The sequence below is a fragment of the Psychromonas sp. KJ10-5 genome, from assembly GCF_055808325.1.
This window is the reverse complement of sequence record NZ_CM147864.1, coordinates 546,189-570,197: the sequence shown is the minus strand read 5'-3', so window position 1 is coordinate 570,197 and position 24,009 is coordinate 546,189. Positions and strand designations below refer to the sequence as shown.

At 38.5% G+C, this 24,009-nt stretch carries 23 protein-coding genes; 12 read left to right on the top strand and 11 right to left on the bottom strand.

Translation table 11 applies throughout. From position 1 onward, the window contains the following. Positions 1 to 3: 3 nt before the first annotated feature. Positions 4 to 1,050, bottom strand: a complete 1,047-nt coding sequence (locus tag AC0L3W_RS02740; protein ID WP_290038474.1) for a DUF2066 domain-containing protein — start codon at positions 1,048 to 1,050, stop codon at positions 4 to 6. 276 nt (positions 1,051 to 1,326) lie between these two features. Between AC0L3W_RS02740 and purM the strand changes: the two genes are divergently transcribed. Together purM and purN are read left to right on the top strand one after the other, a co-directional pair. Then, positions 1,327 to 2,367, top strand: coding sequence for a phosphoribosylformylglycinamidine cyclo-ligase (gene purM / locus AC0L3W_RS02735; protein ID WP_290038475.1), 1,041 nt, complete (start codon positions 1,327 to 1,329; stop codon positions 2,365 to 2,367). A gap of 4 nt (positions 2,368 to 2,371) precedes the next feature. Next, entirely contained in the window at positions 2,372 to 3,025 is a 654-nt protein-coding gene (purN, locus tag AC0L3W_RS02730) for a phosphoribosylglycinamide formyltransferase (RefSeq protein WP_290038476.1), read from the top strand. Between the two features lie 87 nt (positions 3,026 to 3,112). On the opposite strand, the gene AC0L3W_RS02725 is transcribed toward purN, so the two are convergent. Together AC0L3W_RS02725 and AC0L3W_RS02720 are read right to left on the bottom strand one after the other, a co-directional pair. Then, complete coding sequence (locus AC0L3W_RS02725; RefSeq protein WP_290038477.1) at positions 3,113 to 3,793, bottom strand: LrgB family protein; 681 nt, start codon at positions 3,791 to 3,793, stop codon at positions 3,113 to 3,115. Next, the gene (locus AC0L3W_RS02720; RefSeq protein WP_409439728.1) at positions 3,793 to 4,263 is read right to left on the bottom strand and encodes a CidA/LrgA family protein; all 471 of its coding nucleotides are present in this window, start codon (positions 4,261 to 4,263) and stop codon (positions 3,793 to 3,795) included. The genes AC0L3W_RS02725 and AC0L3W_RS02720 overlap by 1 nt, the downstream gene beginning before the upstream one ends. Before the next feature lie 86 nt (positions 4,264 to 4,349). Here AC0L3W_RS02720 and murQ point away from each other — a divergent pair, with 86 nt between their 5' ends. Then, a complete protein-coding gene (gene murQ, locus AC0L3W_RS02715; protein WP_290038479.1) occupies positions 4,350 to 5,243 on the top strand; it encodes an N-acetylmuramic acid 6-phosphate etherase in 894 nt (297 codons plus the stop codon). A gap of 87 nt (positions 5,244 to 5,330) precedes the next feature. Here murQ and galU read toward each other — a convergent pair whose 3' ends face one another. The 4 genes from galU to rnm all read right to left on the bottom strand — a co-directional run bounded on the left by galU (position 5,331) and on the right by rnm (position 8,776). Further along, a complete protein-coding gene (gene galU / locus AC0L3W_RS02710; protein WP_290038481.1) occupies positions 5,331 to 6,158 on the bottom strand; it encodes a UTP--glucose-1-phosphate uridylyltransferase GalU in 828 nt (275 codons plus the stop codon). 90 nt (positions 6,159 to 6,248) lie between these two features. Further along, positions 6,249 to 7,121, bottom strand: coding sequence for a 23S rRNA pseudouridine(2605) synthase RluB (gene rluB, locus AC0L3W_RS02705; RefSeq protein ID WP_113820629.1), 873 nt, complete (start codon positions 7,119 to 7,121; stop codon positions 6,249 to 6,251). A gap of 97 nt (positions 7,122 to 7,218) precedes the next feature. Next, on the bottom strand, positions 7,219 to 7,839 hold the full coding sequence (locus AC0L3W_RS02700; RefSeq protein WP_409439729.1) for an L-threonylcarbamoyladenylate synthase: 621 nt from the start codon (positions 7,837 to 7,839) through the stop codon (positions 7,219 to 7,221). 79 nt (positions 7,840 to 7,918) lie between these two features. Beyond that, on the bottom strand, positions 7,919 to 8,776 hold the full coding sequence (gene rnm / locus AC0L3W_RS02695) for an RNase RNM (RefSeq protein WP_290038486.1): 858 nt from the start codon (positions 8,774 to 8,776) through the stop codon (positions 7,919 to 7,921). 336 nt (positions 8,777 to 9,112) lie between these two features. Here rnm and AC0L3W_RS02690 point away from each other — a divergent pair, with 336 nt between their 5' ends. The 9 genes from AC0L3W_RS02690 to alr all read left to right on the top strand — a co-directional run bounded on the left by AC0L3W_RS02690 (position 9,113) and on the right by alr (position 19,093). Next, positions 9,113 to 10,720, top strand: coding sequence for an anthranilate synthase component 1 (locus AC0L3W_RS02690; RefSeq protein ID WP_409439730.1), 1,608 nt, complete (start codon positions 9,113 to 9,115; stop codon positions 10,718 to 10,720). Positions 10,721 to 10,723: 3 nt separating this feature from the next. Beyond that, the gene (locus AC0L3W_RS02685; protein WP_409439731.1) at positions 10,724 to 11,335 is read left to right on the top strand and encodes an aminodeoxychorismate/anthranilate synthase component II; all 612 of its coding nucleotides are present in this window, start codon (positions 10,724 to 10,726) and stop codon (positions 11,333 to 11,335) included. Next, complete coding sequence (trpD, locus tag AC0L3W_RS02680) at positions 11,336 to 12,358, top strand: anthranilate phosphoribosyltransferase (RefSeq protein ID WP_409439732.1); 1,023 nt, start codon at positions 11,336 to 11,338, stop codon at positions 12,356 to 12,358. After that, positions 12,351 to 13,757, top strand: a complete 1,407-nt coding sequence (gene trpCF, locus AC0L3W_RS02675; RefSeq protein WP_409439733.1) for a bifunctional indole-3-glycerol-phosphate synthase TrpC/phosphoribosylanthranilate isomerase TrpF — start codon at positions 12,351 to 12,353, stop codon at positions 13,755 to 13,757. The genes trpD and trpCF overlap by 8 nt, the downstream gene beginning before the upstream one ends. Before the next feature lie 49 nt (positions 13,758 to 13,806). Further along, on the top strand, positions 13,807 to 14,994 hold the full coding sequence (gene trpB, locus AC0L3W_RS02670; protein ID WP_290038491.1) for a tryptophan synthase subunit beta: 1,188 nt from the start codon (positions 13,807 to 13,809) through the stop codon (positions 14,992 to 14,994). Then, positions 14,994 to 15,818, top strand: coding sequence for a tryptophan synthase subunit alpha (trpA, locus tag AC0L3W_RS02665; RefSeq protein ID WP_290038492.1), 825 nt, complete (start codon positions 14,994 to 14,996; stop codon positions 15,816 to 15,818). The genes trpB and trpA overlap by 1 nt, the downstream gene beginning before the upstream one ends. An 11-nt stretch (positions 15,819 to 15,829) precedes the next feature. After that, entirely contained in the window at positions 15,830 to 16,399 is a 570-nt protein-coding gene (locus AC0L3W_RS02660) for a septation protein A (RefSeq protein WP_409439734.1), read from the top strand. A 343-nt stretch (positions 16,400 to 16,742) separates the two neighbouring features. After that, complete coding sequence (locus tag AC0L3W_RS02655) at positions 16,743 to 18,002, top strand: D-amino acid dehydrogenase (protein WP_409439735.1); 1,260 nt, start codon at positions 16,743 to 16,745, stop codon at positions 18,000 to 18,002. Positions 18,003 to 18,010: 8 nt separating this feature from the next. Next, positions 18,011 to 19,093 (top strand): alanine racemase, encoded by a 1,083-nt coding sequence (gene alr, locus AC0L3W_RS02650; protein WP_290038495.1) that lies wholly within the window; start codon positions 18,011 to 18,013, stop codon positions 19,091 to 19,093. 215 nt (positions 19,094 to 19,308) lie between these two features. Here alr and AC0L3W_RS02645 read toward each other — a convergent pair whose 3' ends face one another. The 4 genes from AC0L3W_RS02645 to djlA form a co-directional block, all read right to left on the bottom strand. Then, entirely contained in the window at positions 19,309 to 20,778 is a 1,470-nt protein-coding gene (locus AC0L3W_RS02645; RefSeq protein WP_409439736.1) for an HD-GYP domain-containing protein, read from the bottom strand. A 267-nt stretch (positions 20,779 to 21,045) separates the two neighbouring features. After that, positions 21,046 to 22,074, bottom strand: coding sequence for a 2,3,4,5-tetrahydropyridine-2,6-dicarboxylate N-succinyltransferase (gene dapD / locus AC0L3W_RS02640; RefSeq protein WP_290038497.1), 1,029 nt, complete (start codon positions 22,072 to 22,074; stop codon positions 21,046 to 21,048). A gap of 338 nt (positions 22,075 to 22,412) precedes the next feature. After that, complete coding sequence (locus tag AC0L3W_RS02635; RefSeq protein WP_409439737.1) at positions 22,413 to 22,943, bottom strand: DUF2937 family protein; 531 nt, start codon at positions 22,941 to 22,943, stop codon at positions 22,413 to 22,415. Between the two features lie 35 nt (positions 22,944 to 22,978). Then, complete coding sequence (gene djlA / locus AC0L3W_RS02630; RefSeq protein ID WP_409439738.1) at positions 22,979 to 23,794, bottom strand: co-chaperone DjlA; 816 nt, start codon at positions 23,792 to 23,794, stop codon at positions 22,979 to 22,981. Positions 23,795 to 24,009 lie beyond the last annotated feature (215 nt).

Below are 24,009 nucleotides of genomic sequence, written 5' to 3'. Positions count from 1 at the left end.
ACTCTACTGTCGCCAGTTATAATAAAAAGGTGCGTTGCTAATTAAATCTTGTTGTAATTTAGGTTGTGCATTGAGTGCATTTTCTAAACTTGCTGCACTGCCTTTTAAAGTGACTAATACTTGCACCTTTGTAGCACTTAAACTCAATATTTCAAAGCTATCCACCGCATTTAAATTATTCAATATATTGTCTAGTGCCATCAAACTCGTCAATGAAGTTAAGTTGCTGATATTAACAAGCTGTGTAGTTCGCTCGCCGTTATTTTCTACAATAGCAAATTGCTTCGCATAATAGTCAGCAATATCTCCCATCATATTAGCCATGACATTAGATTTTTCACCACGATTAGTTTGCTTGATGACTACTTGGCTTTGCTTATTTTGGGCATTATATTTCACCAATTCCCATTTCAACTGCCATTCCCCAGCAGCGCGGTTTAGATTTGCTAATACAAAAAACTCTGCATCATATCTTGTTGAAGCTTCGGCAACGGTTTGGTAAAAGCGTCCGCTCACATCTGAAACAGAGACTATTAATGAATCCTCTAAATCAACCAATGGAAAATTAGCCGAAATACCACGTTCAAGCTGCGCACTATCTAAACCAATAGAAAGCGAGTTGTCTTGGTGACTATTAACCATGTTATCTGAGGTTAACTGTCTATTTTCATTGACTAACCAAATCAGAGGGTTAGGACGAGTCTCATCCCAAATTGGTTGTTGCATCTCAATTAATGCTTGATTAATTCTTTGTTTATCAAATAAAGCGGAGTAGTAACGGTCACCCTCAATATTTTGATAACCATATTTGGCTAAGATCGAAGGGATATCTTTTGCTAGTAGCTGTGTTTCATCTAATTTGATAACACTTTTATTGCCGGATACTTTGACTAATACTTGTTGCAAAGCTTGCTCTCGTAATTGCGCTTCGTTATTTCCCTCTGCAAGTACTAAGCCTTGATAAGCACTGATTTGCGGTAAAGCAACACTGTGCGCTGAAAACAACACACTTACCACTAACATAAAAGCAATCAACACATTATTTTTCATCTACTTACACAACCATTCAATTTCATCAATACTAAGAGATCATAAGCAGATCTTCTACTAATGCAAGTATCATGCATTAAATATATAAACGTTTGACTATTTAACCTTCTTTTTAATGACTTACGAACCTAAATCAAAAAATTTTAGGTAAAAGAGACAATTCTTTTCAGAAATAATTCGACCCTCGTCGTATAGATGTTAAAATACGCGCAATTTTTTACCTTCTAAACTTTTAAAGCGATTTTCGCTTTTAACTTCTATCTGTGGGGAAACCAAGTGAGCAACCAAAAAACCTCTTTAAGCTACAAAGACGCTGGTGTTGATATTGACGCGGGAACGGCATTAGTTGAACGTATTAAAGGTGTAGCAAAAAGCACTAAACGTCCTGAAGTAATGGGCGGACTAGGTGGTTTTGGCGCATTATGTCAACTACCAACGGGTTACAAAGAGCCGCTATTAGTTGCTGGAACTGATGGTGTTGGTACTAAGTTACGTCTAGCTATCGACCTTAAAAAACACGATACCGTTGGTATTGATTTGGTTGCTATGTGTGTTAATGACCTAATCGTACAAGGTGCTGAGCCACTATTCTTCCTAGATTACTATGCAACAGGTAAGCTAGATGTTGATGTTGCAGCTGACGTGGTAACAGGTATCGGCGAAGGTTGTCTATTATCGAACTGTTCATTAATCGGTGGTGAAACTGCTGAAATGCCTGGTATGTATGAAGGTGACGATTACGATATCGCTGGTTTCTGTGTAGGTGTTGTTGAAAAATCTGAAGTAATTGACGGTACTAAAGTTGCTGCTGGCGATGCATTAATTGCTGTTGCTTCGAGTGGACCTCATTCAAACGGTTATTCTCTAGTACGTAAGATTTTAGAAGTATCTGAAGCTGATACGAATGCACCATTTGGTGATTCAACGTTAGGTGAAACACTATTAACACCAACAAAAATCTACGTTAAATCTACATTGGAATTAATCAAGAACTGTCCAGTACATGCTATTTCTCATATTACTGGTGGTGGTTTCTGGGAAAACATTCCTCGTGTATTACCCGCTGGTAGCAAAGCGGTTGTTGATGGCAAAAGCTGGGAATGGCCTGCTATTTTCGACTGGTTACAAGAAAATGGTAATGTTGAAACAGAAGAGATGTACCGTACCTTCAACTGTGGTGTTGGCTTAATGATTGTTGTGCCAGCTGCAGAAAAAGAAAAAGCAGTTGAGATCTTAAATGCACAAGGCGAAAAAGCTTGGGTATTAGGTCACATCGAAGATGCTGCTGAAGGTGAATCTCAAGTAGAGATTAAATAATCAGATGAGCATTAAAAAAGTCGTTGTACTTATCTCTGGAAGTGGCAGTAACTTACAAGCATTAATGGATAAGTTACACCAACAACAGATAAATGAACAACAAGTTGAAGTGGTTGCTGTGATTAGCAATAAAGCAGATGCATACGGTTTACAACGTGCAACTGATGCCAATATCCCTGCTATATTAGTAGAGAGTAAAGGTGTTGCTTCACGTGAAGAGTATGATGCTTTATTAGCCGCTGAACTTGATAAATTACAACCAGATCTTATTTTGTTAGCAGGCTTTATGCGCATTTTAACACCTGATTTTGTTAATCAATACCAAGGTAAAATGCTTAATATCCACCCTTCTTTACTACCAAAATATCCGGGTGTTAATACACATCAGCGTGCTATTGATGCAGGTGATAAAGAACATGGAGCAACAGTGCATTTTGTGACACCAGAGTTAGATAGCGGTCCAACTGTACTGCAAGCTAAAGTGCCTATTTTCACTGAAGATAGTGCACAAGATCTAGCGGAGCGTGTGTTAACGCAAGAGCATCAGATTTACGCATTAGCTGCATCGTGGTTTATTAGTGACCGTTTAACGATGCAAGGCCAATATGCGTTTTTAGATGGTCAACAACTCACTGAGTTTGGCTACGCTGCTGACTAATATCATCATTTATATCGCATAATAAAAAACCGAAGCAAGCTTCGGTTTTTTTTCGTCTACTCAATTTTAATATGATTGGTATAACAATTAGATAATTAACCACTGATACAACACAGGCATAATCAAGGCCGACAAAATAGCACAAATAATTAATGCAATAGAAGAAAAAGCGCCAGACTCTTCACTCTCTTCTAATATTTTTGCCGTGCCTAATGCATGAGACGCACAACCAATTGCTACACCGACTGCTTGAGGGTCTTTTACGTTACATAACCTTAAAAAAGGCAGCCCAATACTTGCACCAATAATACCTGCAAAAATGACCATAGCAGCCGTTAAGGAAACAATACCTTGCAGATTTTTACTGATCTCCATAGCAATTGGAGTAGTCACAGATTGTCCGGCAAAAGACGCTGCAGTCACTGGATCAGCGCCTAATAAAGGCATCACGTAAAAAGCACAGAAAAAGGCAACCAGTACAGAGACCAAACAGCTTAATAATATATATTTAAGGCGTGCTTTAATCACCTTTAATTGTAAATACAACGGCACAGCTAAAGCAACAATAGCGGGCTCTAATAAAGCGGTGATCACACTCGTGCCCTGTTGATAATCTTGATATGGGATAGCAAATATCAGTAACAAAGAAATTAAACTAAAAATAGTCACTAATACCGGGTTCAATAATGGGTTAGGTGCCATGCTGTATAATTTTTTGGCTAAGAAAAAAAACAATAATGTCAGTGGTGTAGCGATATAAACAAACATCAGCTTTTCTCCTTAGTTAGCCATTGATAACAATGCCCAACCATAAATAAAGTCACTAAGGTGGTAAAAAACAAAGAAAAGATAATCACTAACCAATGTGCAGTAATCAACTCAAAATAGTTAATCAAGCCAACACCAACCGGAATAAACAACAGTGCAAGATATTTTAAAACCAAGTTACCTGTGAACTCAATCCAAGTTAATTTTATGACCCCTAACGACAGCGCTAAAAACAACATTAACATACCAAGAATTGAAGCAGGAAAGGTACTGTTAAAGTAATGAATAATTAACTTAGCTATCGCTAAAAACAAAAATATAATGGATAAACCTGCGCACAGTTGTAAGCTATTTTTAACCATTATTGCGACTTTTTGCTGATCAGTTAGCGGCGTTTCAACGGTTTGTTGTGTTTTTGGGCTGTTTAATGAGTTAGTCTGCTGATCTTGTCTTTTCGAAGGCTCTTTCATGATATCAATTCAACTAGATTAAATGAGCTGTTACTATACCAAGTTACATCCTCAGTGTTAAAAACAATTATAAATAAGTAACCAATATGTCTCTACAATTACAACAATTTATCACCGAAAGCCGTAATCAAGCTAGTACTGATATTGATATTGTATCTACTGAAACAATGTTAACCATTATCAATAATGAAGATAAAAAAGTCGCACTGGCCGTTGAGCGTATTTTACCGGCTATTGCTCAAGCAGTTGACCTAATACAATCAGCTTTTAGTCAAGGTGGACGTTTAATCTATTGCGGTGCAGGCACCTCGGGACGTTTAGGTATTTTAGATGCAAGTGAGTGTCCGCCTACTTTTGGCAGTCCTGCAGAGCAAGTCATTGGGTTAATTGCTGGTGGAAATCAAGCTATTTTAAAAGCGGTTGAAAATGCTGAAGATAATCAACAAGCAGGACAGCAAGACTTAGTAGATATCAAATTAATTTCACAGGATGTAGTGGTAGGTATTGCAGCTAGTGGGCGCACACCTTACGTTATTGGTGCAATGCAATATGCACAACAACAAGGTTGTAAAGTAATTAGTTTAACCTGTAATGACAACAGTACGATGGCTAAAATTGCAGATGTTCCGCTAGAAGTCATTGTTGGGCCAGAAGTCGTAACAGGCTCGTCAAGATTAAAAGCAGGCACTGCGCAGAAGATGGTACTGAATATGTTAAGCACAGGCGCTATGATCAAAAGCGGTAAGGTATTTGGCAACTTAATGGTGGATGTTCAAGCAACTAATGCCAAACTCATCGAACGCCAAAAGAAGATCATTATGGAAGCCACAGAATGTAGTAGGGAAACTGCTGAATTAGCACTGGAAGAATCAGGTAACCACTGTAAAACAGCGATAGTAATGATATTAACTGGCGTAAATGCCCAGCAAGCAAAAAACAGTTTACAGCAACATCAAGGTTTTATTCGAGAATGTATTTAATTTAACAATGCAAAAAATGGCATAAAAAAATGCCGCTCACACAGTGAACGGCATTTGCAAATATAAGTTTATAACATTCACTAAGGACTAGTCTTCGTAAAGGTTGTCATAAACGTAGTTAGTCGCTTCGATGTAACCAGGGACACTACCGCAGTCAAAACGCTTACCTTTAAATTTATAAGCTAATACACAACCACGTTTAGCTTGTTCTAACAACGCATCGGTAATTTGAATTTCGCCACCTTTACCAGGCTTAGTCTCTTTAATAATATCAAAAATATCAGGTGTTAAGATATAACGGCCAATAACAGCTAGGTTACTAGGCTCAGTACCTGGCGCTGGTTTTTCAACCATATCATCAACACGGTAAATATCATCACGAATCATCGATCCTTTAATCACACCGTATTTATAAATCTCTTCTTTTGGTACTTCTTGCACAGCAACAATTGAACAACGGAACTGTTCATATAATGCAGCCATTTGTTTCAATACGCCATCACCATCAGGGTTGATACATAAATCATCAGCTAGCACCACTGCAAAAGGTTGGTCACCAATCAGCTCTTGACCAATTAGGATTGCATGGCCTAAACCTTTCATTTGACGTTGGCGAATAAAAGAGAAGCGTGCATTATCCATAATCTTACGGATATCTTTTAATTTCTCTTCTTTTGGTGTGCCACTGATTTCATTTTCTAACTCGTAATTATGATCAAAATGATCGGCAATTGAATGCTTACCACGACCAACTACAATCCCCATACCTGTCATACCAGCTTCAAGTGCTTCATCAACACCAAACTCGATTAACGGTTTGTTAACCAATGGCATCATCTCTTTAGGCATAGACTTAGTAGCAGGTAGAAAACGCGTTCCGTATCCAGCAGCTGGAAATAAACATTTTTTAATCATAATCCCTCACCTTGTTAATATATTTATTTGACATAGATCTACTTTATCATTGTTTTAAAAATAAAACACCTAAACATAATCTATTGTTTTTTAACTTCTTGTACGGGTTACGCGACGTCTTTCACCTGCTTTACGGTGTTGATTATGTTTTTTCACTGCTCGGCGGATTCGAGCCTGAGGGTTAGAGACTTTATTAGTATCAACACGTACTTTAGTTTCCGTTTCACGCGGCATATCAACCATTTTACGTAAGTAGTTTACTTCTTTTAGTGTTAGCTCCTGCCAACCGCCCTGTGGTAATTGATTATTTAAAATAATGTTACCGTAACGAACACGCATTAAACGGCTAACTTGAAGGCCTTGGCTTTCCCATAAACGACGAACTTCACGTGTACGCCCTTCAGTTAATACCACATGGAACCAGCGGTTGATACCTTCACCACCGTGCTCTTTAATATCCAAGAATTTTGCTTCACCATCTTCAAGTTGTACGCCAGTACGTAAGCGATTCAAAATAGCTTCCGTGACATCACCGAATACACGCACTGCATATTCTCGCTCAACCTGTTGGCTTGGGTGCATCATTTTATTTGCAAACTCACCGTCAGTTGTAAATAACAACAGACCTGACGTATTGATATCTAAACGGCCGATAGAGATCCAACGTGCACCTTTCAATTGCGGTAGGCGATCAAAAACCGTTTTGCGGCCTTCTTCATCACTACGAGTACACACTTCACCTTCCGGTTTGTTGTAAGCTAGAATACGACAAACAACACTTTCTGCAGCTTGGTATTTAACCACATGTCCGTCTACACGAATGACTTGTTCCTGTGTAACACGTTCACCTAACTCAACAATTTTACCGTCTAAACTGACACGACCTTCTGAGATCACGGTTTCCATTTTACGACGAGAACCTAATCCCGCTCGTGCTAATACTTTTTGTAATTTTTCACTCATGTTACTTTCCTTTGGGTAATTCACATTATGCCAACTGCCTTTCTCTATTAACAAAGCTCAATAAAGAGAGACAACATTGTTTCTGTTTAAATTAAATTTATTGGAACGGACTTAAATCGCCCGTGCCTTCTCTTACTATCACGACATCATCTTCGGATAAATCAATTACAGTAGTGGGTGATTCTCCTAAATATCCGCCATTAATAATCAAATCGACTTGATGCTCTAATTGATCACGAATCTCTTCAGGGTCAAACTCAGTACTTGTATTGCCCGGTAGTATTAAACTTGTGGTCATTAGAGGGGTCTCTAATTCTTCTAAGAGCGATAACGCAATCGCGTTATCTGGAATACGTATACCAATGGTACGTTTACTTGGATTCATCAAACGTTTTGGTAAATCTTTAGTGGATTTAAAGATAAAGGTGTACGCGCCTGGTGTATTATTTTTCAACATACGATATGCACTATTATCAACACGAGCATACACAGCGATTTCAGCTAAGTCTTTACATACTAAAGTGAAATTATGCTTTTTATCTATTTTCCTGATTTGACACATACGCTCAAGTGCACGCTTGTCATCCAGCGCACAACCTAATGCATACCCGGAATCGGTCGGAAAAATAATCACGCCACCATTGTTCACTATTTCAGCTGCTTGCTTCATTAGTCTTTTTTGTGGGTTTTCAGGATGTACATAAAAAAACTGACTCATATTGTTCTATAGCCTTTTATCAAAATCACTAACTAAAAAATGACACACTAGCCTAACTCTCATTGCTACCAACTCAATATTAAGCGCTAATCTCCGCGCTATGATTGAGATCCCAATTATGCCAAATTGGCTGACAAATATCAGGTAAAAATAGACTTTTTCCTAAATCGCGCCAACGCCCAACAAAATGGAAGTCACTACCTTGAGAAGCAAGTAAATCATACTCTTTGCTCCACATACCTAATTGTAAACGCATCTGTGGCGATTGTTGCCCCATTGCCACTTCCATGGCATCTCCACCAGCGGCTTTAAAGGTAATTAATAGCTTTCTTAACCATTTGTTAGATAATCGGTAAGCATCTGGATGTGCTAATACCGCTTGTCCACCAGCAGCATGAATGGCCGCTATTGCATCAGCTAAGTCCACCCAATCGTGAGGCACATATCCCGTGTTGCCGCGACTTAAGTATTTATCGAATACTTTAGGAAATGTAGGTGCAACGCCAATCTCTACAAGATAACGCGCAAAATGGGCTCGAGTGATCGCACCATCACCGGCTAGAGCCTTAGCTCCTTCATAAACATTTTCAATATTTGCCTTGGCTAAACGTCGCCCCATTTCAATAGCACGCTGTTCACGTTTATTTTTTTGTATGTCAATCAGCTCCAGTAAAGCAGGATGCGTAGGATCGATATTTAAGCCTACAACGTGAATCTCATGATTTAACCAATTACTGGTGACTTCTATTCCATTAATTAACTGTAATTTTAACTGATGATTTTGAATATATTGTGACGCTTCAGCTAAACCATCTATAGTGTCATGATCGGTAATGGCTAAAAAGTGAACTTGTCTGTTTTCAGCACGTTGCACTAATTCACTAGGGGTAAGTTGTCCATCTGAAGCTTTAGTATGCGAGTGAAGATCAATTAACATGAATATCCTAAAAATAACCTTGACATTAGAAGCAGAATGCAAAAAAATAACTCCTAATTAATACGGGATGCATAATATATGATTTTTAATACAATTACTCTTAAAGATTCTTGGTGGCACTCATTCTCATAAGCGAGCAATGAGGTTTTTGTATATTTAATTTCCCAGAAAAACCTATTTAGAAGCTCGCATATTGCGGGCTTTTTTCATATTTGGAACACACAAAAGTAAAACAGGTAAACCATGATCATTTTAAACACCGCCCTTAATTGGCGATGGCAAATAAAAATCAGCTAAACACTCTATTTGCAATCACTAATTTTTAAGGACTTAAATATGAACACGCACCACCCAATCGGCACATTAAAAACGATCGAAGCACCCTGTCAATACATCCAAGATTCATTGGGACTATTTCAGCAAATCAGTGCAGACAGCGACCATCATCTCCTCTTTGACTCAGCAGAAATTGAAAGCAAAGCGCACTTAAAAAGTTTAATTTTAGTTGATGCTTGTTTAAAAATAACCTGTCAAGGGTTGACCGTTACTCTAGATGCATTAACGGATAATGGTAAAGACCTACTTACTTTCATTACTCCTAAATTTTCAACGCAATTAATCACAGCACAGCAACCAAGCCAATTACAACTTACTTTCCCTCAATCAGATACCAGTGGTGACGAAGACCAACGTCTAAAATCAGCTTCGCCAATGGATGCTATTCGTTGCATCGTAGAGCGTATTAAAAAGGTATCAACCCATCCTGAAGCGTTGTTCCTCGGTGGAGTGTTTGCCTATGACTTTATCGCAACCTTTGAACAGTTATTAGAGGTACCTGATGGTGAAAACACAACACCTGACTACCTGTTCTATGTTGCAGAGACATTAATGCTACACGATCACCAAACTCAACAAGGTGAAGTGCTAGGCAGTGTATTTGGTGGTTTATATTCAGATGAGAGTGAAGCGCGTATTGCACAGCGTATTGAACAATTACAAGGCTTCTGTACTGACTTTATTGCGCCTGTTAATCAACAAGTAAGCATTGATGCGACAGTAAAAGTCGATATCAGTGATGTCGAATATTGCGCTATTGTCGAAGAGTTGAAAACTAATATTGTTAAAGGTGATATTTTTCAAGTAGTCCCTTCTCGAAGTTTTTCATTGCCTTGCCCCGATCCTATTTCTGCTTACCAAAAGTTAAAAGAAACTAATCCAAGTCCATATATGTTCTACTTAAAAGACAGTGATTTTGTTTTGTTTGGGGCATCACCAGAAAGTGCAATTAAATATACGCAAAGCTCAGGTGATGTGGAGATTTACCCCATTGCCGGCACACGTCGTCGTGGTTTCAATGCAGATGGCAGTATTAATAAAGATTTAGATGGACGCCTAGAATTAGAATTGCGTCTTGATAAAAAAGAAACATCAGAACATCTTATGCTGGTTGATTTAGCACGCAACGATGTAGCACGAATTAGTCAACCAGGCACTCGCCACGTAGCAGATCTATTGCAAGTTGATCGCTACAGTCATGTGATGCACTTAGTGTCACGCGTTGTTGGTAAATTACGTGAAGATTTAGATGCATTACATGCATACCAAGCTTGTATGAATATGGGCACCCTAGTAGGTGCGCCAAAAATCAGTGCTTCTAACCTAGTACGTAAGGTAGAGAAAAAGCGCCGTGGTAGTTATGGTGGTGCAGTCGGTTATATTAATGGTAACGGCGATATGGATAGCTGTATTGTTATTCGCTCTGCGTTTGTAAAAGACGGGGTTGCCCATGCGCAAGCAGGTGCAGGCGTTGTCTATGATTCAGTGCCGCAATTAGAAGCTGATGAAACCCGTAGCAAAGCGGCAGCAGTACTTAATGCCGTAGCACTTGCTCATGGCACCACACTCAAGGCTGTTACAGCCAACACCACAGAGCAAGGAGAATAAGCAATGACTTCTACCAACAACAAAGCAACCTTATTCTTTCTTGATAATTTTGACTCATTTACTTACAACTTGGTAGATCAATTCAAATCATCAGGTTACCCAGTCAAAATTTACCGTAATAACCAAAGTGCTGAACAAATCAAAGCACATATTGATGCCTGTGTAGGCGAAGTAGTGTTAGTGTTATCACCTGGTCCAGGTACACCAAGTGCTGCAGGGTGTATGATTGACTTAATCACACTGTGTAAAGGACAAGTGCCTATCCTAGGCATATGTCTAGGGCATCAAGCTTTAATTGAACAATATGGCGGAGTTGTAGGACAAGCAGATGAAATTCAACATGGTAAATCATCGTTAATTAACCATTGTGCTGACAAGATGTTTGCAGGTTTATCTTTGCCGTTATCCGTGGCCCGTTACCACTCGTTAGTAGGTACTAAGGTACCAGATACATTACAAACTGTGGCGGATTATAACGATATGTGTATGGCTATCTATCAAGCACAAGATAAGGTGATCGGGTTTCAATTCCACCCTGAGTCTATTTTGACCTGTGAAGGGGCACAACTTTTAGAGAACAGCCTTAATTTATTGACTAAATCGGAGAATGTTTAAATGAGCAAATATGATGTATACCCGACCTTGGAACAATTATATCAAGGTCAAACTCTCTCTGAGTCACAAAGCCAAGCATTCTTTGAGCAAGTTGTCTTAGGTGAAATAGACCCGATTGTACTGTCTTCAGTATTAACCGCGCTAAAAATTAAAGGCGAAACCCCTGCTGAAATAACTGGTGCAGCAAGAGCCTTGTTAGCACAAGCAAAAACCTTCCCTCGCCCTGATTACCCATTTACCGATATCGTGGGTACAGGCGGTGATGGACTAGGTACTATCAACATTTCAACGGCCAGCGCATTTGTTGCTGCAGCTTGTGGTGTAAAGGTTTGTAAACATGGTAGCCGTAGTGTTTCTAGCAAATCTGGTTCATCAGATTTGCTGGCGGCGTTTGGTGTTAACTTAGATATGTCACCTGAAACAGCGCGCCAATGTTTAGATGATTTGAACGTATGCTTTATTTTTGCACCAAGCTACCATGCAGGAATGCGTTTTGCAGCACCGGTGCGTGGCGCATTAAAAACTCGCTCAATTTTCAATGTACTTGGCCCGCTAATTAACCCGGCACGCCCTGACTTTGAATTGATGGGTGTGTATGCACCAGAGTTACTCGTCCCCATTGCTAAAGTACACCAACAATTAGGTATGAAACGTGTCATGGTGGTTTTCGGTAGTGGTTTAGATGAAGTAGCATTGCATGGTTCAACTCAAGTAGCCGAACTACACAATGATAAAATAACAGAATACACATTAACACCTGAAGATTTTGGTGTGCAGCATCATCCAGTTGAAAGTATTTTTGGTGGCACACCAGCAGAAAATAAACAGATTATTGAACAAATTTTACAAGGTAAAGGCACTGAAGCTCAGCAATCTGCTGTGGCAATTAATGTATCTGCATTATTAGTCTTAAACGGCAAAGCAGATAACTTTAAACAAGGGACTGAAATGGCCCTCAATAGCATGAAATCAGGGCAACCTTTAACACTATTAAAACAACTTGCGGAGCAAAGTAATGCTTAATGACCAAAGTTTACAAGATACAATTTTAGGCAAGATTGTTGATGACAAATTAATCTGGGTTGAACAACGTAAACAGCAACAACCTTTAATTACCTTTAAAGATCAATTAATAGAAAGTGATCGCCACTTCTATCAAGCACTCGACCAAGAAGACAGTGTATTCATTCTTGAGTGTAAAAAAGCGTCACCTTCAAAAGGGTTAATTCGTAAAGAGTTCGATTTAGATTTAATTGCCAGCACTTACAAAAACTATGCTTCAGCTATTTCAGTATTAACTGATGAAAAGTATTTCCAAGGTGACTTTGAATATATTAATACTGTACGTTCACAAGTTTCTCAGCCGGTTATTTGTAAAGACTTTATTGTTGACCCATACCAGATTTACTTAGCACGCTATTATCAAGCAGATGCAATCTTATTAATGCTATCGGTATTAGATGATGATGCTTACCAAGCTTATCGTGATACCGCTCATAGCCTCAATATGGGTGTATTAACCGAAGTCAGTAACGAGCATGAATTAGTACGTGCTATTGCCCTTGGTGCTAAAGTTATTGGCATTAATAATAGAGACTTACGTGATCTGAGTATTGACCTAAACCGTACCAAAGAGTTAGCGGTTAAGATTCCACAGGATCGCATTGTGATTTCTGAATCAGGCATTTACGAACACCAACAAATAAAAGACCTTAGCGCCTATGCGAATGGTTTTTTAGTAGGCAGTTCAATCATGTCACAGGCAAACATTGACTTTGCTTGTCGTAAACTGATTTTAGGTGAAAACAAAGTGTGTGGTTTGACGCACGCTCGAGATGCCGCTGATGTACATAAAGCGGGAGCGGTTTACGGTGGATTAATTTTTGTCGAAAAATCACCTCGTTTTGTAGAATTAGAGCAAGCACGTTTAGTGATGTTAGGCGCACCACTCGCTTATGTCGGCGTTTTCCAAAATGAAGAAGTTGAGCTAGTTGCTTATACTGCCAAAAGCCTAGGCTTAACTGCAGTACAACTTCACGGAGATGAATCACCTAAATATATTAAAGACTTACTTGCAGTATTGCCTAAAAACTGTGAAGTTTGGAAAGCACACGGCATTACTGACAGCTTACCTGAGTTTGAAAAATACAATGTGAGCAAGCATATCTTAGACACACGTGTTGGCGAGCAAAGTGGTGGCACAGGTCAACGCTTTGACTGGACTCTACTTAATCAACAAAACTGTGATAAAAATAGCATTATTATCGCAGGTGGTCTTAACCCTGAAAATGCACAGGAAGCCGCATTAATAGGCTGTGCAGGATTAGATTTCAACTCAGGTGTTGAATCTGCTCCAGGTAAGAAAGACGCGGACAAATTAAACCGTAGCTTCTCTGAAATTCGTCGATACATGACGCGATAAATGATGTTGATATTAGACAACATTAAACCGATTAAAAGGTAATATAAAAATGGAAACATTAAACGCTTATTTTGGTGACTTTGGTGGTATGTATGTACCACAAATATTAGTCCCAGCATTAAAACAACTTGAAGCTGAATTTCTAAAAGCGCAGCAAGATGAATCATTTCAAGAAGAATTTAAAGAACTACTGACAGAGTATGCTGGTCGCCCTACTCCACTGACTTTGTGCCGTAATTTAACCAAGGGTAAAAAAACCAAGTTATACCTAAAACGTGAGGACTTGTTACACGGTGGCGCACACAAAACTAATCAAGTATTAGGCCAAGCTTTATTAGCAAAACGCATGGGTAAAACAGAGATCATTGCTGAAACAGGCGCAGGTCAACACGGTGTAGCAACAGCATTAGCCTGTGCATTACTTGGTTTAAAGTGCCGAGTTTACATGGGTGCAGTAGACTGTGAACGCCAAAAACCTAATATGTTCAGAATGCGTCTAATGGGGGCTGAAGTGATTCCAGTTACTTCTGGCTCTTCAACATTAAAAGATGCATGTAATGAAGCACTTCGTGATTGGGCTGGTAGCTACGAAACTGCGCATTACCTGTTAGGTACTGCTGCAGGACCACACCCATTCCCTACCATTGTCCGTGAATACCAAAAAGTCATTGGTGAAGAAGCGAAGCAGCAATGTTTACGTAAAGAAGGTATTTTACCTGATAAAGTAATTGCTTGTGTTGGTGGTGGGTCTAATGCGATTGGTATTTTTGCTGACTTTATTGAAGAAGAAAACGTGCAGCTAATTGGTGTAGAACCAGGTGGCCACGGAATAGAAACGGGTGAGCATGGTTGTCCTATTGCTTGTGGTACAGATGGTATATTCTTTGGAATGAAATCATTGATGATGCAAGATGACCATGGCCAAATTCAAGAATCATACTCAATTTCAGCTGGTTTAGATTTTCCATCAGTGGGGCCACAACATGCTCACTTAGCAAAAATAGGCCGCGCAGAATATGTCAATGCAACCGATGATGAAGCGCTACTTGCATTTAAAGCATTAGCCGAGCAGGAAGGTATTATTCCAGCTTTGGAATCATCTCATGCTTTAGCACACGCATTAAAAATTATTGAGCATGATGATAAAGAACAGGTCATCATTGTGAATTTATCAGGACGTGGCGATAAAGATATCTTCACTGTCGCAGACATATTTGAAAAGAGAGGTATGATCTAATGGCACACGATCTACAATCACAGCGATACGCAAAATTATTCGACAAACTAGCAAAAGCGAATCAAGGTGCCTTTGTCCCATTTGTGACAGTTGGAGACCCTGACCGCGAGCAGTCGTTAAATATTATTGATACACTAGTTAAAGCAGGCGCAGATGCACTTGAATTAGGCATCCCATTTTCAGATCCCGTTGCTGACGGCGTGGTGATTCAAGATGCTTCAATTCGTGCCTTAAACTCAGGTACTACACCGCAAGTATGCTTTGAAATAATCAAAGAGATTCGTGCAAGGCATCCTGAAACTCCTATTGGTTTATTGTTATATGTTAACCTTGTTTATCGTAATGGCATTGAATCTTTCTACCAAGAGTGTAAAGCAGCTGGCGTTGATTCAATTCTGATTGCGGATGTGCCGTTACATGAAAGTGCACCTTACCGAGCAGCAGCAGACAAAGTGGGGTTACAACAAATCTTTATTGCACCACCTAATGGTGATAAAGCAACTTTAAAACAAGTTGCTGAATATGGCCAAGGTTATACTTACTTATTAAGTCGTGCCGGTGTCACTGGCGCTGATGCTAAAGCAGGTATGCCCGTTGAACATATGCTTGAAACATTAGGTGAGCATAACGCCCCTCCTTCGTTACTGGGCTTTGGTATTTCTCAACCTGAACAGGTTGCAGATGCTATCAAATCGGGTGCAGCTGGAGCTATTTCTGGGTCCGCGGTAGTTAAAGTGATTGAGCGTAATCTAGGTAATCCGGAAAAAATGCAATCAGAAATGACTGAATTTATCAGTGCCATGAAAGCTGCAACATTCAAATAATAGAGAGTGATATGAAACAATTTTTTGAATTTATACCTTTAATCATCTTTTTTATTGTTTATAAAATGGTTGATATCTACGCAGCGACTGGCTCGTTAATTATCACCACGGGGTTATTACTCGCTTATAACTACTTTAAACACGGTAAAGTAGAAAAAATGCACGTGATCACTTTTTTGATGGTGTTAATCTTTGGCTCTTTAACACTCGTTCTACACAACGACCTATTTATTAAATGGAAAGTGACGGCAGTATATGCCCTCTTCTCTATTGCTTTGTTAGCCAGCCAATATATCTTCAAAAAGCCAATCATCAAGCAGATGTTAGGTAAAGAGATCACCTTACCAGACAAGGTTTGGAAAAATTTAAACCTAGCTTGGGCGGTATTCTTCTTCATCTTAGGGCTCTTGAATATCTACGTAGCTTTTTATATGGCAGAAGATATTTGGGTTAACTTCAAAGTGTTTGGTTTATTGGGCGCAACTATCGTCTTTACATTAATAAGTGGTGTTTATATTTATAAATATTTACCTAAAGATGAAGAGAAAATAAAAGACAAAGTGGATGCAGATAGTAAATAGCCTTTGTTGGCACGCTTAATTTAATAAGCCATCAGCATTGAATAGATAATTCATAAAATCCAATACAGCAATGTATTGGATTTTTTCTTTAAGCAATATAAATAACACTGCTTTTAGCTTTTATAATCCCTCATTTCAGCATTTCTGTGACAGAACAATTATTACGCACATTTCAAAGTGAAAAACTAATACCCATTAAAAATATAAGACTATTAAGAGTAAAACGCTAAATACTACGATATTTTCAGTGTTTTATTCTGAAAGAAATGTAAATACAAACATTAATAATGATCAATAGCCATTATGATGAGATTACTAATGGATGATTATTTTTGGAATAATAATGAAAGTGTTAATTTTAGGTTCAGGTGTAATAGGCGTAACAAGTGCATGGTACTTAGCTAAGTCCGGACATGATGTTACTGTTGTTGATAGACAATCTACAGTTGCTAACGAAACTAGCTTTGCTAATGCAGGTCAAATTTCTCCTGGGTACTCTGCACCTTGGGCAGCACCGGGTATTCCAATCAAAGCAATGAAGTGGTTAATACAAGAACTCGCTCCTTTAAAGATTAACTTTAAAGATCTTGATACAGAAACCATGATTTGGATGACTAAAATGGTCGCTAACTGTAATACATCTGATTACCAAATCAATAAAGCTCGCATGATGCGTGTTGCTGAATATAGTCGTGACTGTTTACGTGATATTCGACGTGAAATTAATATCCAGTACGATCACAGAACGCAAGGCACATTACAAGTTTTCCGTACAGAGAGCCAAGTACAAAGTGCTAAGAAAGATATCCAAGTACTGACTGAGTGTGGCGTTGCTCATACCGTATTAAGTGCTGATGATTGTCTAAGTTACGAGCCAGCTCTTAAACATACCATTAATAAAATTGTTGGTGGTCTTCACTTACCTAATGACGAAACCGGTGATTGTCACCAGTTTGTTACTGAACTATCGAAAGATTGTGAAAGAATGGGTGTGAAATTTATGATGGATACCAACATTCAAAAGCTAAACAAGCAAGGTGGTGAAATTGTCAGTGTCTCAACTGATAAAGGTGAACTTACTGCTGATACTTACTTAATGGCGTTAGGCTCTTACTCAACTCATATGTTAGCGAATGTGGGTATCAAAGTACCTGTTTATCCAATTAAAGGTTACTCACTAACATTACCTATTGAAGATTTTTCTGCTGCGCCTGAGTCGACAGTAATGGATGAAACCTATAAAGTGGCGATCACTCGTTTAGGTGACCGAATTCGAGTGGGTGGTACAGCCGAAATTAGTTCTTACAACACGGCTTTATTAGAAAAACGTCGCAAAAATATCGAATTCTCTATTGCGGACCTATTCCCACATGCAGCTGACTTAGCAAAGGCAGAGTTCTGGACTGGTTTACGACCGATGACACCAGACGGCACACCTATTCTGGGTAAAACTAACATCGACAACTTATTTCTCAACACAGGCCACGGTACATTAGGTTGGACCATGTCTTTAGGCTCAGCAAAATTTGTTAGCGATGTAATTAATGATAAACAGCCAGAAATTGATGATGCTGGTTTATCAGTTGACCGTTACACAAAATAGGATTCAAAATGGCTAGACCTGCAACGGCAGTTATTAAGTTAAGTGCAATTAAACAAAATTATTTATACGCAAAGTCATTGGCAGCACCGGCTAAAGCCATTGCAACGATTAAAGCCAACGCTTATGGTCATGGTGCTATTGAAGTAGCAAATGAACTAAGTGATGTCGCCGATGCTTTTGCTGTTGCATGTATCGAAGAGGCAAAAGAGCTTCGTGATGCAGGTATTGAACAACCGATCTTATTACTAGAAGGTTTCTTCACCGCAGATGAGCTTACTTATATCAGTGAATTTAATTTATGGACTGTTATACACAGCCAATATCAATTAGATGCAATACAACAAGCAAGTTTCGCTAAACCGATAAATGCTTGGTTAAAAATGGATACTGGTATGCATCGCTTAGGTTTTTTACCTCACCAATATGCAAATGCTTGGCAGCAACTTGAAAAGATGCCACAGGTTAATAGTATAACCCATATTACGCACTTCTCTTCTGCTGATGATTTAAGTTCACTCCGCACTAAACAGCAAACAGAACTTTTTTTAGAAACCGTTGGAGATTTACCTGGCGACATTAGTATTGCAAACTCATCTGCAGTATTAACTAAGGCTATGCCAGATAGAGTACAATGGGTTCGTCCTGGGATTATGTTATATGGAGCTTCTCCTATTGATAGTCCAGAGATTGCAAAGTCATTAGCACCTGCTATGACCTTTAAGGCAAAAGTCATTTCTGAACGCATCATCGAAGCCGGTGAATGCGTTGGTTATAACGCCCTGTGGGAAGCTAAAGAACCAAGTAAAATAGGAACAGTTTCTATCGGTTATGCTGATGGTTACCCAAGACATGCAGGTACTGGCACACCAGTTTTGGTGAATGGTAAAAAAAGCCAATTACTAGGTCGAGTAGCAATGGATATGATCATGATTGATTTGTCTATGTTCGAAGACCAAGACTGTATTGGCTATGAAGTAGAATTTTGGGGAGATAACATCCCAGTCAATGAGATTGCACAATGTGCCGACACTATTGGCTATACTTTACTTTGTGGTATTTCACGTCGTGTAAATAAGCAGTATGTAAAATAAAAAGCAGCTTAAGTTTCACTTACAAAACTTCAAAGACCTACCAGCTTGGCTAGTAGGTCTTTTTTATACCAATTTTTTAAATAAGCGTTCGACATTTTTGCGCAGTAAAATGAGTTAGTATAAGACGAAAGTTAAAATAAACAGCAGTCTCTTTTGTGAAATTTACAACGAAAAATAAACTATTTTAACAAATGAAATAGCGCAGTTAATTAGTATTATGCAGCTATATCATCACTACTGTCTTGAAAGTGCGCTGCAATCTCAACAAACCTATCCTCCACCTCTAAAAAGGCGACCACTATATTAGGATCAAAGTGTGTACCTTGCCCCTCAAGAATAATTCCCTTTGCTTTGTCATGTGAGAAAGCAGGTTTATAAACACGTTTACTAATCAATGCATCATAAACATCAGCCAATGCCATTAATCTACCTGATAATGGAATATCCTCCCCCACAAGTTGCTTAGGGTAACCTGAACCATCCCACTTCTCATGATGTGATTGTGCTATCTCTTTAGCCACTTGTAAGAAAGAACTCGTGCCTAATTGCTTCTCAGCAATCGATAGGGCATCAGCACCAATTTGTGCATGCCCTTTCATAATAACAAACTCTTCATCAGTTAATTTACCCGGTTTAAGTAGAATGTTATCGGGAATTCCTACTTTTCCCACATCATGTAACGGCGCAGATTTATATAACAACTCAATGTATGTAGGTGTTAATAACTCCTTATATTTAGAAGATAAACTTAACTGCTCAGCTAAGGCTTTTACATACTCTTGAGTGCGCAAAATATGTGCTCCAGTTTCATTATCTCGAGACTCGGCTAATGCAGACAAACTAACAATAGCCACATCGCGTGTAGTTTTCACCTCGTTTTGTGAAAATTGTAAACTATCTAACATGCTATTAGTCAGCGATGCTGCAGTGCCAAATTCATCGAAACTGAATATAGGTAAACGCGTATCAAGCCGCCCTTCACTGACATCGATTAATGCGCGTTCTTGACTTAATAACACACCTTTAATTACCTTCGCCCATAACCTCATTACCGCAATCGCATAGCCAGTGACAATCGCCGCAATAAATAGCAGTTCCTTAATCACACTAATTTGCCCAGTGCCATCAGCCACTAAAGCAGGATTGTGTTTCAACCAAAAAATATCCTTAACCGCAACCATGGTTAATGCACCGGTTAGCATAATTAATAGAAATACTACTAAGGCAATCATCTGATTAACTAATGAAGTACGCGAACCTAATAATTGATAGTTAAAATCACCCTTTTCTTGCATCTCTTGCATCTGGGTTAACTTAGCAGAAAGCTGCAAAAGACAACCTGTGAAAAAGCCAAATAAGGCCATTCCAAATAACACTTTAGCATTACTGTCTAAACCAAAGTCATAAAAAATATTGTAAACAAGTGTCAAAGGGATACTAGCGATGAAAAAACACCAGGTGTCTAATTTAATCTGCTGATTACTCTTATTTAGATGATGATCTGCTAATAAAAAGTGACGAGCTAAAAATAAAGTCGTAAAAGTTAGGGCAACATGTATAAATATCTCAGTGAAGGTTAAAGTCGCCAAAAAAGGACAAACCTTACCACCATAACTGCCAAATAAAATGGCAGCTAGTGCATATAATTTAAGTGTCAATGACGCATTATAATGACTCTTATCCATTGTTTCCCTCTTCCTTTTTTCCATTTTACGCTGATTTAATTGACATTAATAAATGAGTATAGACATAAAAAACAAAACTACCTCTTTTGTACTATATATAGAGTAAGTTAAAAACACTAAGCAAATGCATCTCAAAATAAAATCAGAAAGTGGTAGAAGAAACTAAAGGTTGGACAAGCTATAAATTAATCACAGCAACTTTTAAGCAGATACAAAAAAGGTTATCCGAAGATAACCTTAATAGGAGCACTAAATAAACATTAGTCTTTAGTTTGAATGTAGCATGCTATTTAATTCAACAGCGCTTTTGTTTGCTAAGCATTCTATTTGACCAGTCATTGAATTACGGCGGAATAATAGGTCATCTTTATTCGCTAGATCACGCGCTTTAACAAAACCAGCATCGTTACCTTCGTTGTCTAACATTTTAACTTTAGAGCCTGCAGTAACATATAAACCAGATTCGATAGTACAACGATTACCTAGTGGGAACCCTAAACCTGCATTTGCCCCCAGTAAGCTATTTTCACCAATAGCAACAACCATTTTACCACCACCAGAAAGTGTGCCCATAATTGAAGCACCACCACCGATATCACTACCTTCACCGACCATAACGCCAGCAGAGATACGGCCTTCAACCATACTTACGCCTGAAGTACCTGCGTTAAAGTTGATGAAACCTTCATGCATTACCGTCGTACCTTCACCTACGTGCGCACCTAGGCGTACACGTGATGTATCAGCAATACGCACACCAGCAGGTACTACGTAATCAACCATTTTAGGGAATTTATCTACACAATCTACAATGATAGTTTTACCTTTTAGACGCGCTTCGATTTGACGATCTTTTAACTCTGGAAGGTCAATAGCACCTTTATTAGTCCAAGCAATGTTATGAAGTAGACCAAAGATACCGTCTAATACAACACCATGTGGTTTAACTAAACGGTGTGAGATAAGTTGTAACTTTAAGTAACCTTCAGCAACACTTTGTGGTGCTTCATCTGTCGCTAAAATAACGAGTACTAAGGTTTGCTTTGATTTAGCCGCTGCAACAGCAAAATCAGCATTATCAGTGTCGTTTTCGCCATTAAATGCCGCTGCTAATTGTTCAGCAAGTGAACGGTCAATTTCAATAACTTGGTTGCCACCTTGGTAACCTACGATAGCAGCAATCGTTGCCACTAGATCTTCATTTGGATTTAAAATTGGATTTGGAAAAAACGCTTCAATGATTTTTTGGTCGCGATTTTTAGTAGCAGTACCAAATGCAAGAGAGAAAGTAGACATGATTTAAGCTCCGATTTAAAAGTCTATTAGAAATAATAAGGTGCTAATAATAGAGAAGCGATGCAATAGATGCAAAAGTTAAATGCCTATTTAACCTCAGTTTGGATTGATGGGAGCGAAAAACAACATAAAATTATATAGTTAGAGCATTTATTAGACAATACAGCTAGTTGTGCGTAGCTCAAGGTAAATTATGGAAGCAATAACGGGTTATTAAGAAATAATGTAACGTAGAAACCAGTATAAATAGCGGTCTGACTCGCTTTTCTTATCCAGTATTGAGGTTATTTAGACTTAAAAGAAATACACAACAGGGTTTACAGAGCAGCCTGAATCCTTCAGTTTTTAACCGGTTGTTTAGTGCGAATAAATAGACTCGATATTAAATATTTTATTAACGTTAAAATAACTTCTAAGAGCAGCATCAATATAATTGCCACAGAAACACCAACAATAATTGCTTGCTGATTAAGCACAATATTAGCCTGATAGTGTTGCCACGTTTGTTTAATGATCGGAGAATTAACTTGTTGGGTTAACCTGAATAGACGATGCCATAAAGGCTGTTGTAATTCATTGATTTGTATTTTTAATGTTTGCACGCGTTGATAATTGGCTGAAATCACTTCAGCTTCATCACGAAATACATTTTCATTACTATCGCGATGCTGTTGAATAAGAGCTCCTAAGTCACCTTCAAAGTATAAATCAGCCAGTGACTGAAATTTAGCAAGTTGTAATTGAGCTTCAGCAAAGTGCCCTTGTAAACGCGTTTCATACTGATGTAAAAAACTCGGTAATTGTAAACCAACCAGTAAACTCAAAGTGAAGACGAGTTGTAAGCTATAACGTTTAATTACCGAGTACATTAGTTATTTCAAACCAGAGTTATTTAAGTGCACAGTTATTTAAAGCCACGACTAGTACGTAATACTTCGTAGGCTTTTTGAATATCTTGCGCTTTCTCTTTTGCTAGCTCCATCATCTCTTCAGGTAGCCCTTTTGATGCCAATTTATCAGGATGATTTTGACTCATCAATTTACGGTAAGCTCGTTTAACTTCTTTATCACTGGCACTGCTTTCCACACCTAACACTTTGTATGCATCCGCTTCTGAATCGGCTTTATTATATTGCTGTCCTCCCTGGCTACCGCGATGGAAATGTTGCTGGCCTTGAATCATTTGAATCAACCTGTCTAACTCAAAACGAGAAAAACCTAAGGTTTCGGCAATGGTGTACAGAATAGCTTGTTCATTTTGGTCAATCTCACCATCTGAACAAGCAACTTGCACTTGAATAGCCAAGAACATTTGCAATACATTACGCTCACCATGAAGACCACGCTTAAAATCTTGTAATCTATCGACCAATGCAAAATCAGCATTTTTACCTTCAGTAAACGCCGCTTGTGCTTGAGTACGAGCTTCACCGTGCAAGTTCATTTGATCCATGTAAGCATTGGCTACTTGAATATCAGTTTGTGTTACTTGCCCTTTAGATTTTGCAACGTGCCCCATTACTGAAAAAGCAGTTTCAAAAAATAATTTTTGTTTTTCTGCGCTATTTCCGCGGCCGCCTAAAATACCATCTTGCATATTAAAGTTACGTCCCACAGCAACATCAAAACGATGGCCTAACCACACACCTAAGATCAAGCCTAAAAAATGCCCGAACATAAATCCAAAAAGACCACCTAATAATTTGCCCCATATGCGCATAACTAATAATTACCTATAAATTAAGAAAAAATTCAATCTGTTTATTATTTTGACTAACTCTGAAACGATTTGCCAATTATTTGTACTAAATAACAAAAATACACGCGTATTAATCAATCAAAGATTGGAGCATGCATAAGTTTACTCTATTATATACGCCATATTATTGTTTCTGCTTAGCGTTTGTTAATGCTTCTAAGCACTTGTTGTGAGTT

Coding starts and splice junctions, on each gene's coding strand:
- AC0L3W_RS02740 (WP_290038474.1), bottom strand. CDS start 1,050: ATGAAAAATAATGTGTTGATTGCTTTTATGTTAGTGGTAAGTGTGTTG.
- purN (WP_290038476.1), top strand. CDS start 2,372: ATGAGCATTAAAAAAGTCGTTGTACTTATCTCTGGAAGTGGCAGTAAC.
- AC0L3W_RS02725 (WP_290038477.1), bottom strand. CDS start 3,793: ATGTTTGTTTATATCGCTACACCACTGACATTATTGTTTTTTTTCTTA.
- AC0L3W_RS02720 (WP_409439728.1), bottom strand. CDS start 4,263: ATGAAAGAGCCTTCGAAAAGACAAGATCAGCAGACTAACTCATTAAAC.
- murQ (WP_290038479.1), top strand. CDS start 4,350: ATGTCTCTACAATTACAACAATTTATCACCGAAAGCCGTAATCAAGCT.
- galU (WP_290038481.1), bottom strand. CDS start 6,158: ATGATTAAAAAATGTTTATTTCCAGCTGCTGGATACGGAACGCGTTTT.
- rluB (WP_113820629.1), bottom strand. CDS start 7,121: ATGAGTGAAAAATTACAAAAAGTATTAGCACGAGCGGGATTAGGTTCT.
- AC0L3W_RS02700 (WP_409439729.1), bottom strand. CDS start 7,839: ATGAGTCAGTTTTTTTATGTACATCCTGAAAACCCACAAAAAAGACTA.
- rnm (WP_290038486.1), bottom strand. CDS start 8,776: ATGTTAATTGATCTTCACTCGCATACTAAAGCTTCAGATGGACAACTT.
- AC0L3W_RS02690 (WP_409439730.1), top strand. CDS start 9,113: ATGAACACGCACCACCCAATCGGCACATTAAAAACGATCGAAGCACCC.
- AC0L3W_RS02685 (WP_409439731.1), top strand. CDS start 10,724: ATGACTTCTACCAACAACAAAGCAACCTTATTCTTTCTTGATAATTTT.
- trpD (WP_409439732.1), top strand. CDS start 11,336: ATGAGCAAATATGATGTATACCCGACCTTGGAACAATTATATCAAGGT.
- trpCF (WP_409439733.1), top strand. CDS start 12,351: ATGCTTAATGACCAAAGTTTACAAGATACAATTTTAGGCAAGATTGTT.
- trpB (WP_290038491.1), top strand. CDS start 13,807: ATGGAAACATTAAACGCTTATTTTGGTGACTTTGGTGGTATGTATGTA.
- trpA (WP_290038492.1), top strand. CDS start 14,994: ATGGCACACGATCTACAATCACAGCGATACGCAAAATTATTCGACAAA.
- AC0L3W_RS02660 (WP_409439734.1), top strand. CDS start 15,830: ATGAAACAATTTTTTGAATTTATACCTTTAATCATCTTTTTTATTGTT.
- AC0L3W_RS02655 (WP_409439735.1), top strand. CDS start 16,743: ATGAAAGTGTTAATTTTAGGTTCAGGTGTAATAGGCGTAACAAGTGCA.
- alr (WP_290038495.1), top strand. CDS start 18,011: ATGGCTAGACCTGCAACGGCAGTTATTAAGTTAAGTGCAATTAAACAA.
- AC0L3W_RS02645 (WP_409439736.1), bottom strand. CDS start 20,778: ATGGATAAGAGTCATTATAATGCGTCATTGACACTTAAATTATATGCA.
- dapD (WP_290038497.1), bottom strand. CDS start 22,074: ATGTCTACTTTCTCTCTTGCATTTGGTACTGCTACTAAAAATCGCGAC.
- AC0L3W_RS02635 (WP_409439737.1), bottom strand. CDS start 22,943: ATGTACTCGGTAATTAAACGTTATAGCTTACAACTCGTCTTCACTTTG.
- djlA (WP_409439738.1), bottom strand. CDS start 23,794: ATGCGCATATGGGGCAAATTATTAGGTGGTCTTTTTGGATTTATGTTC.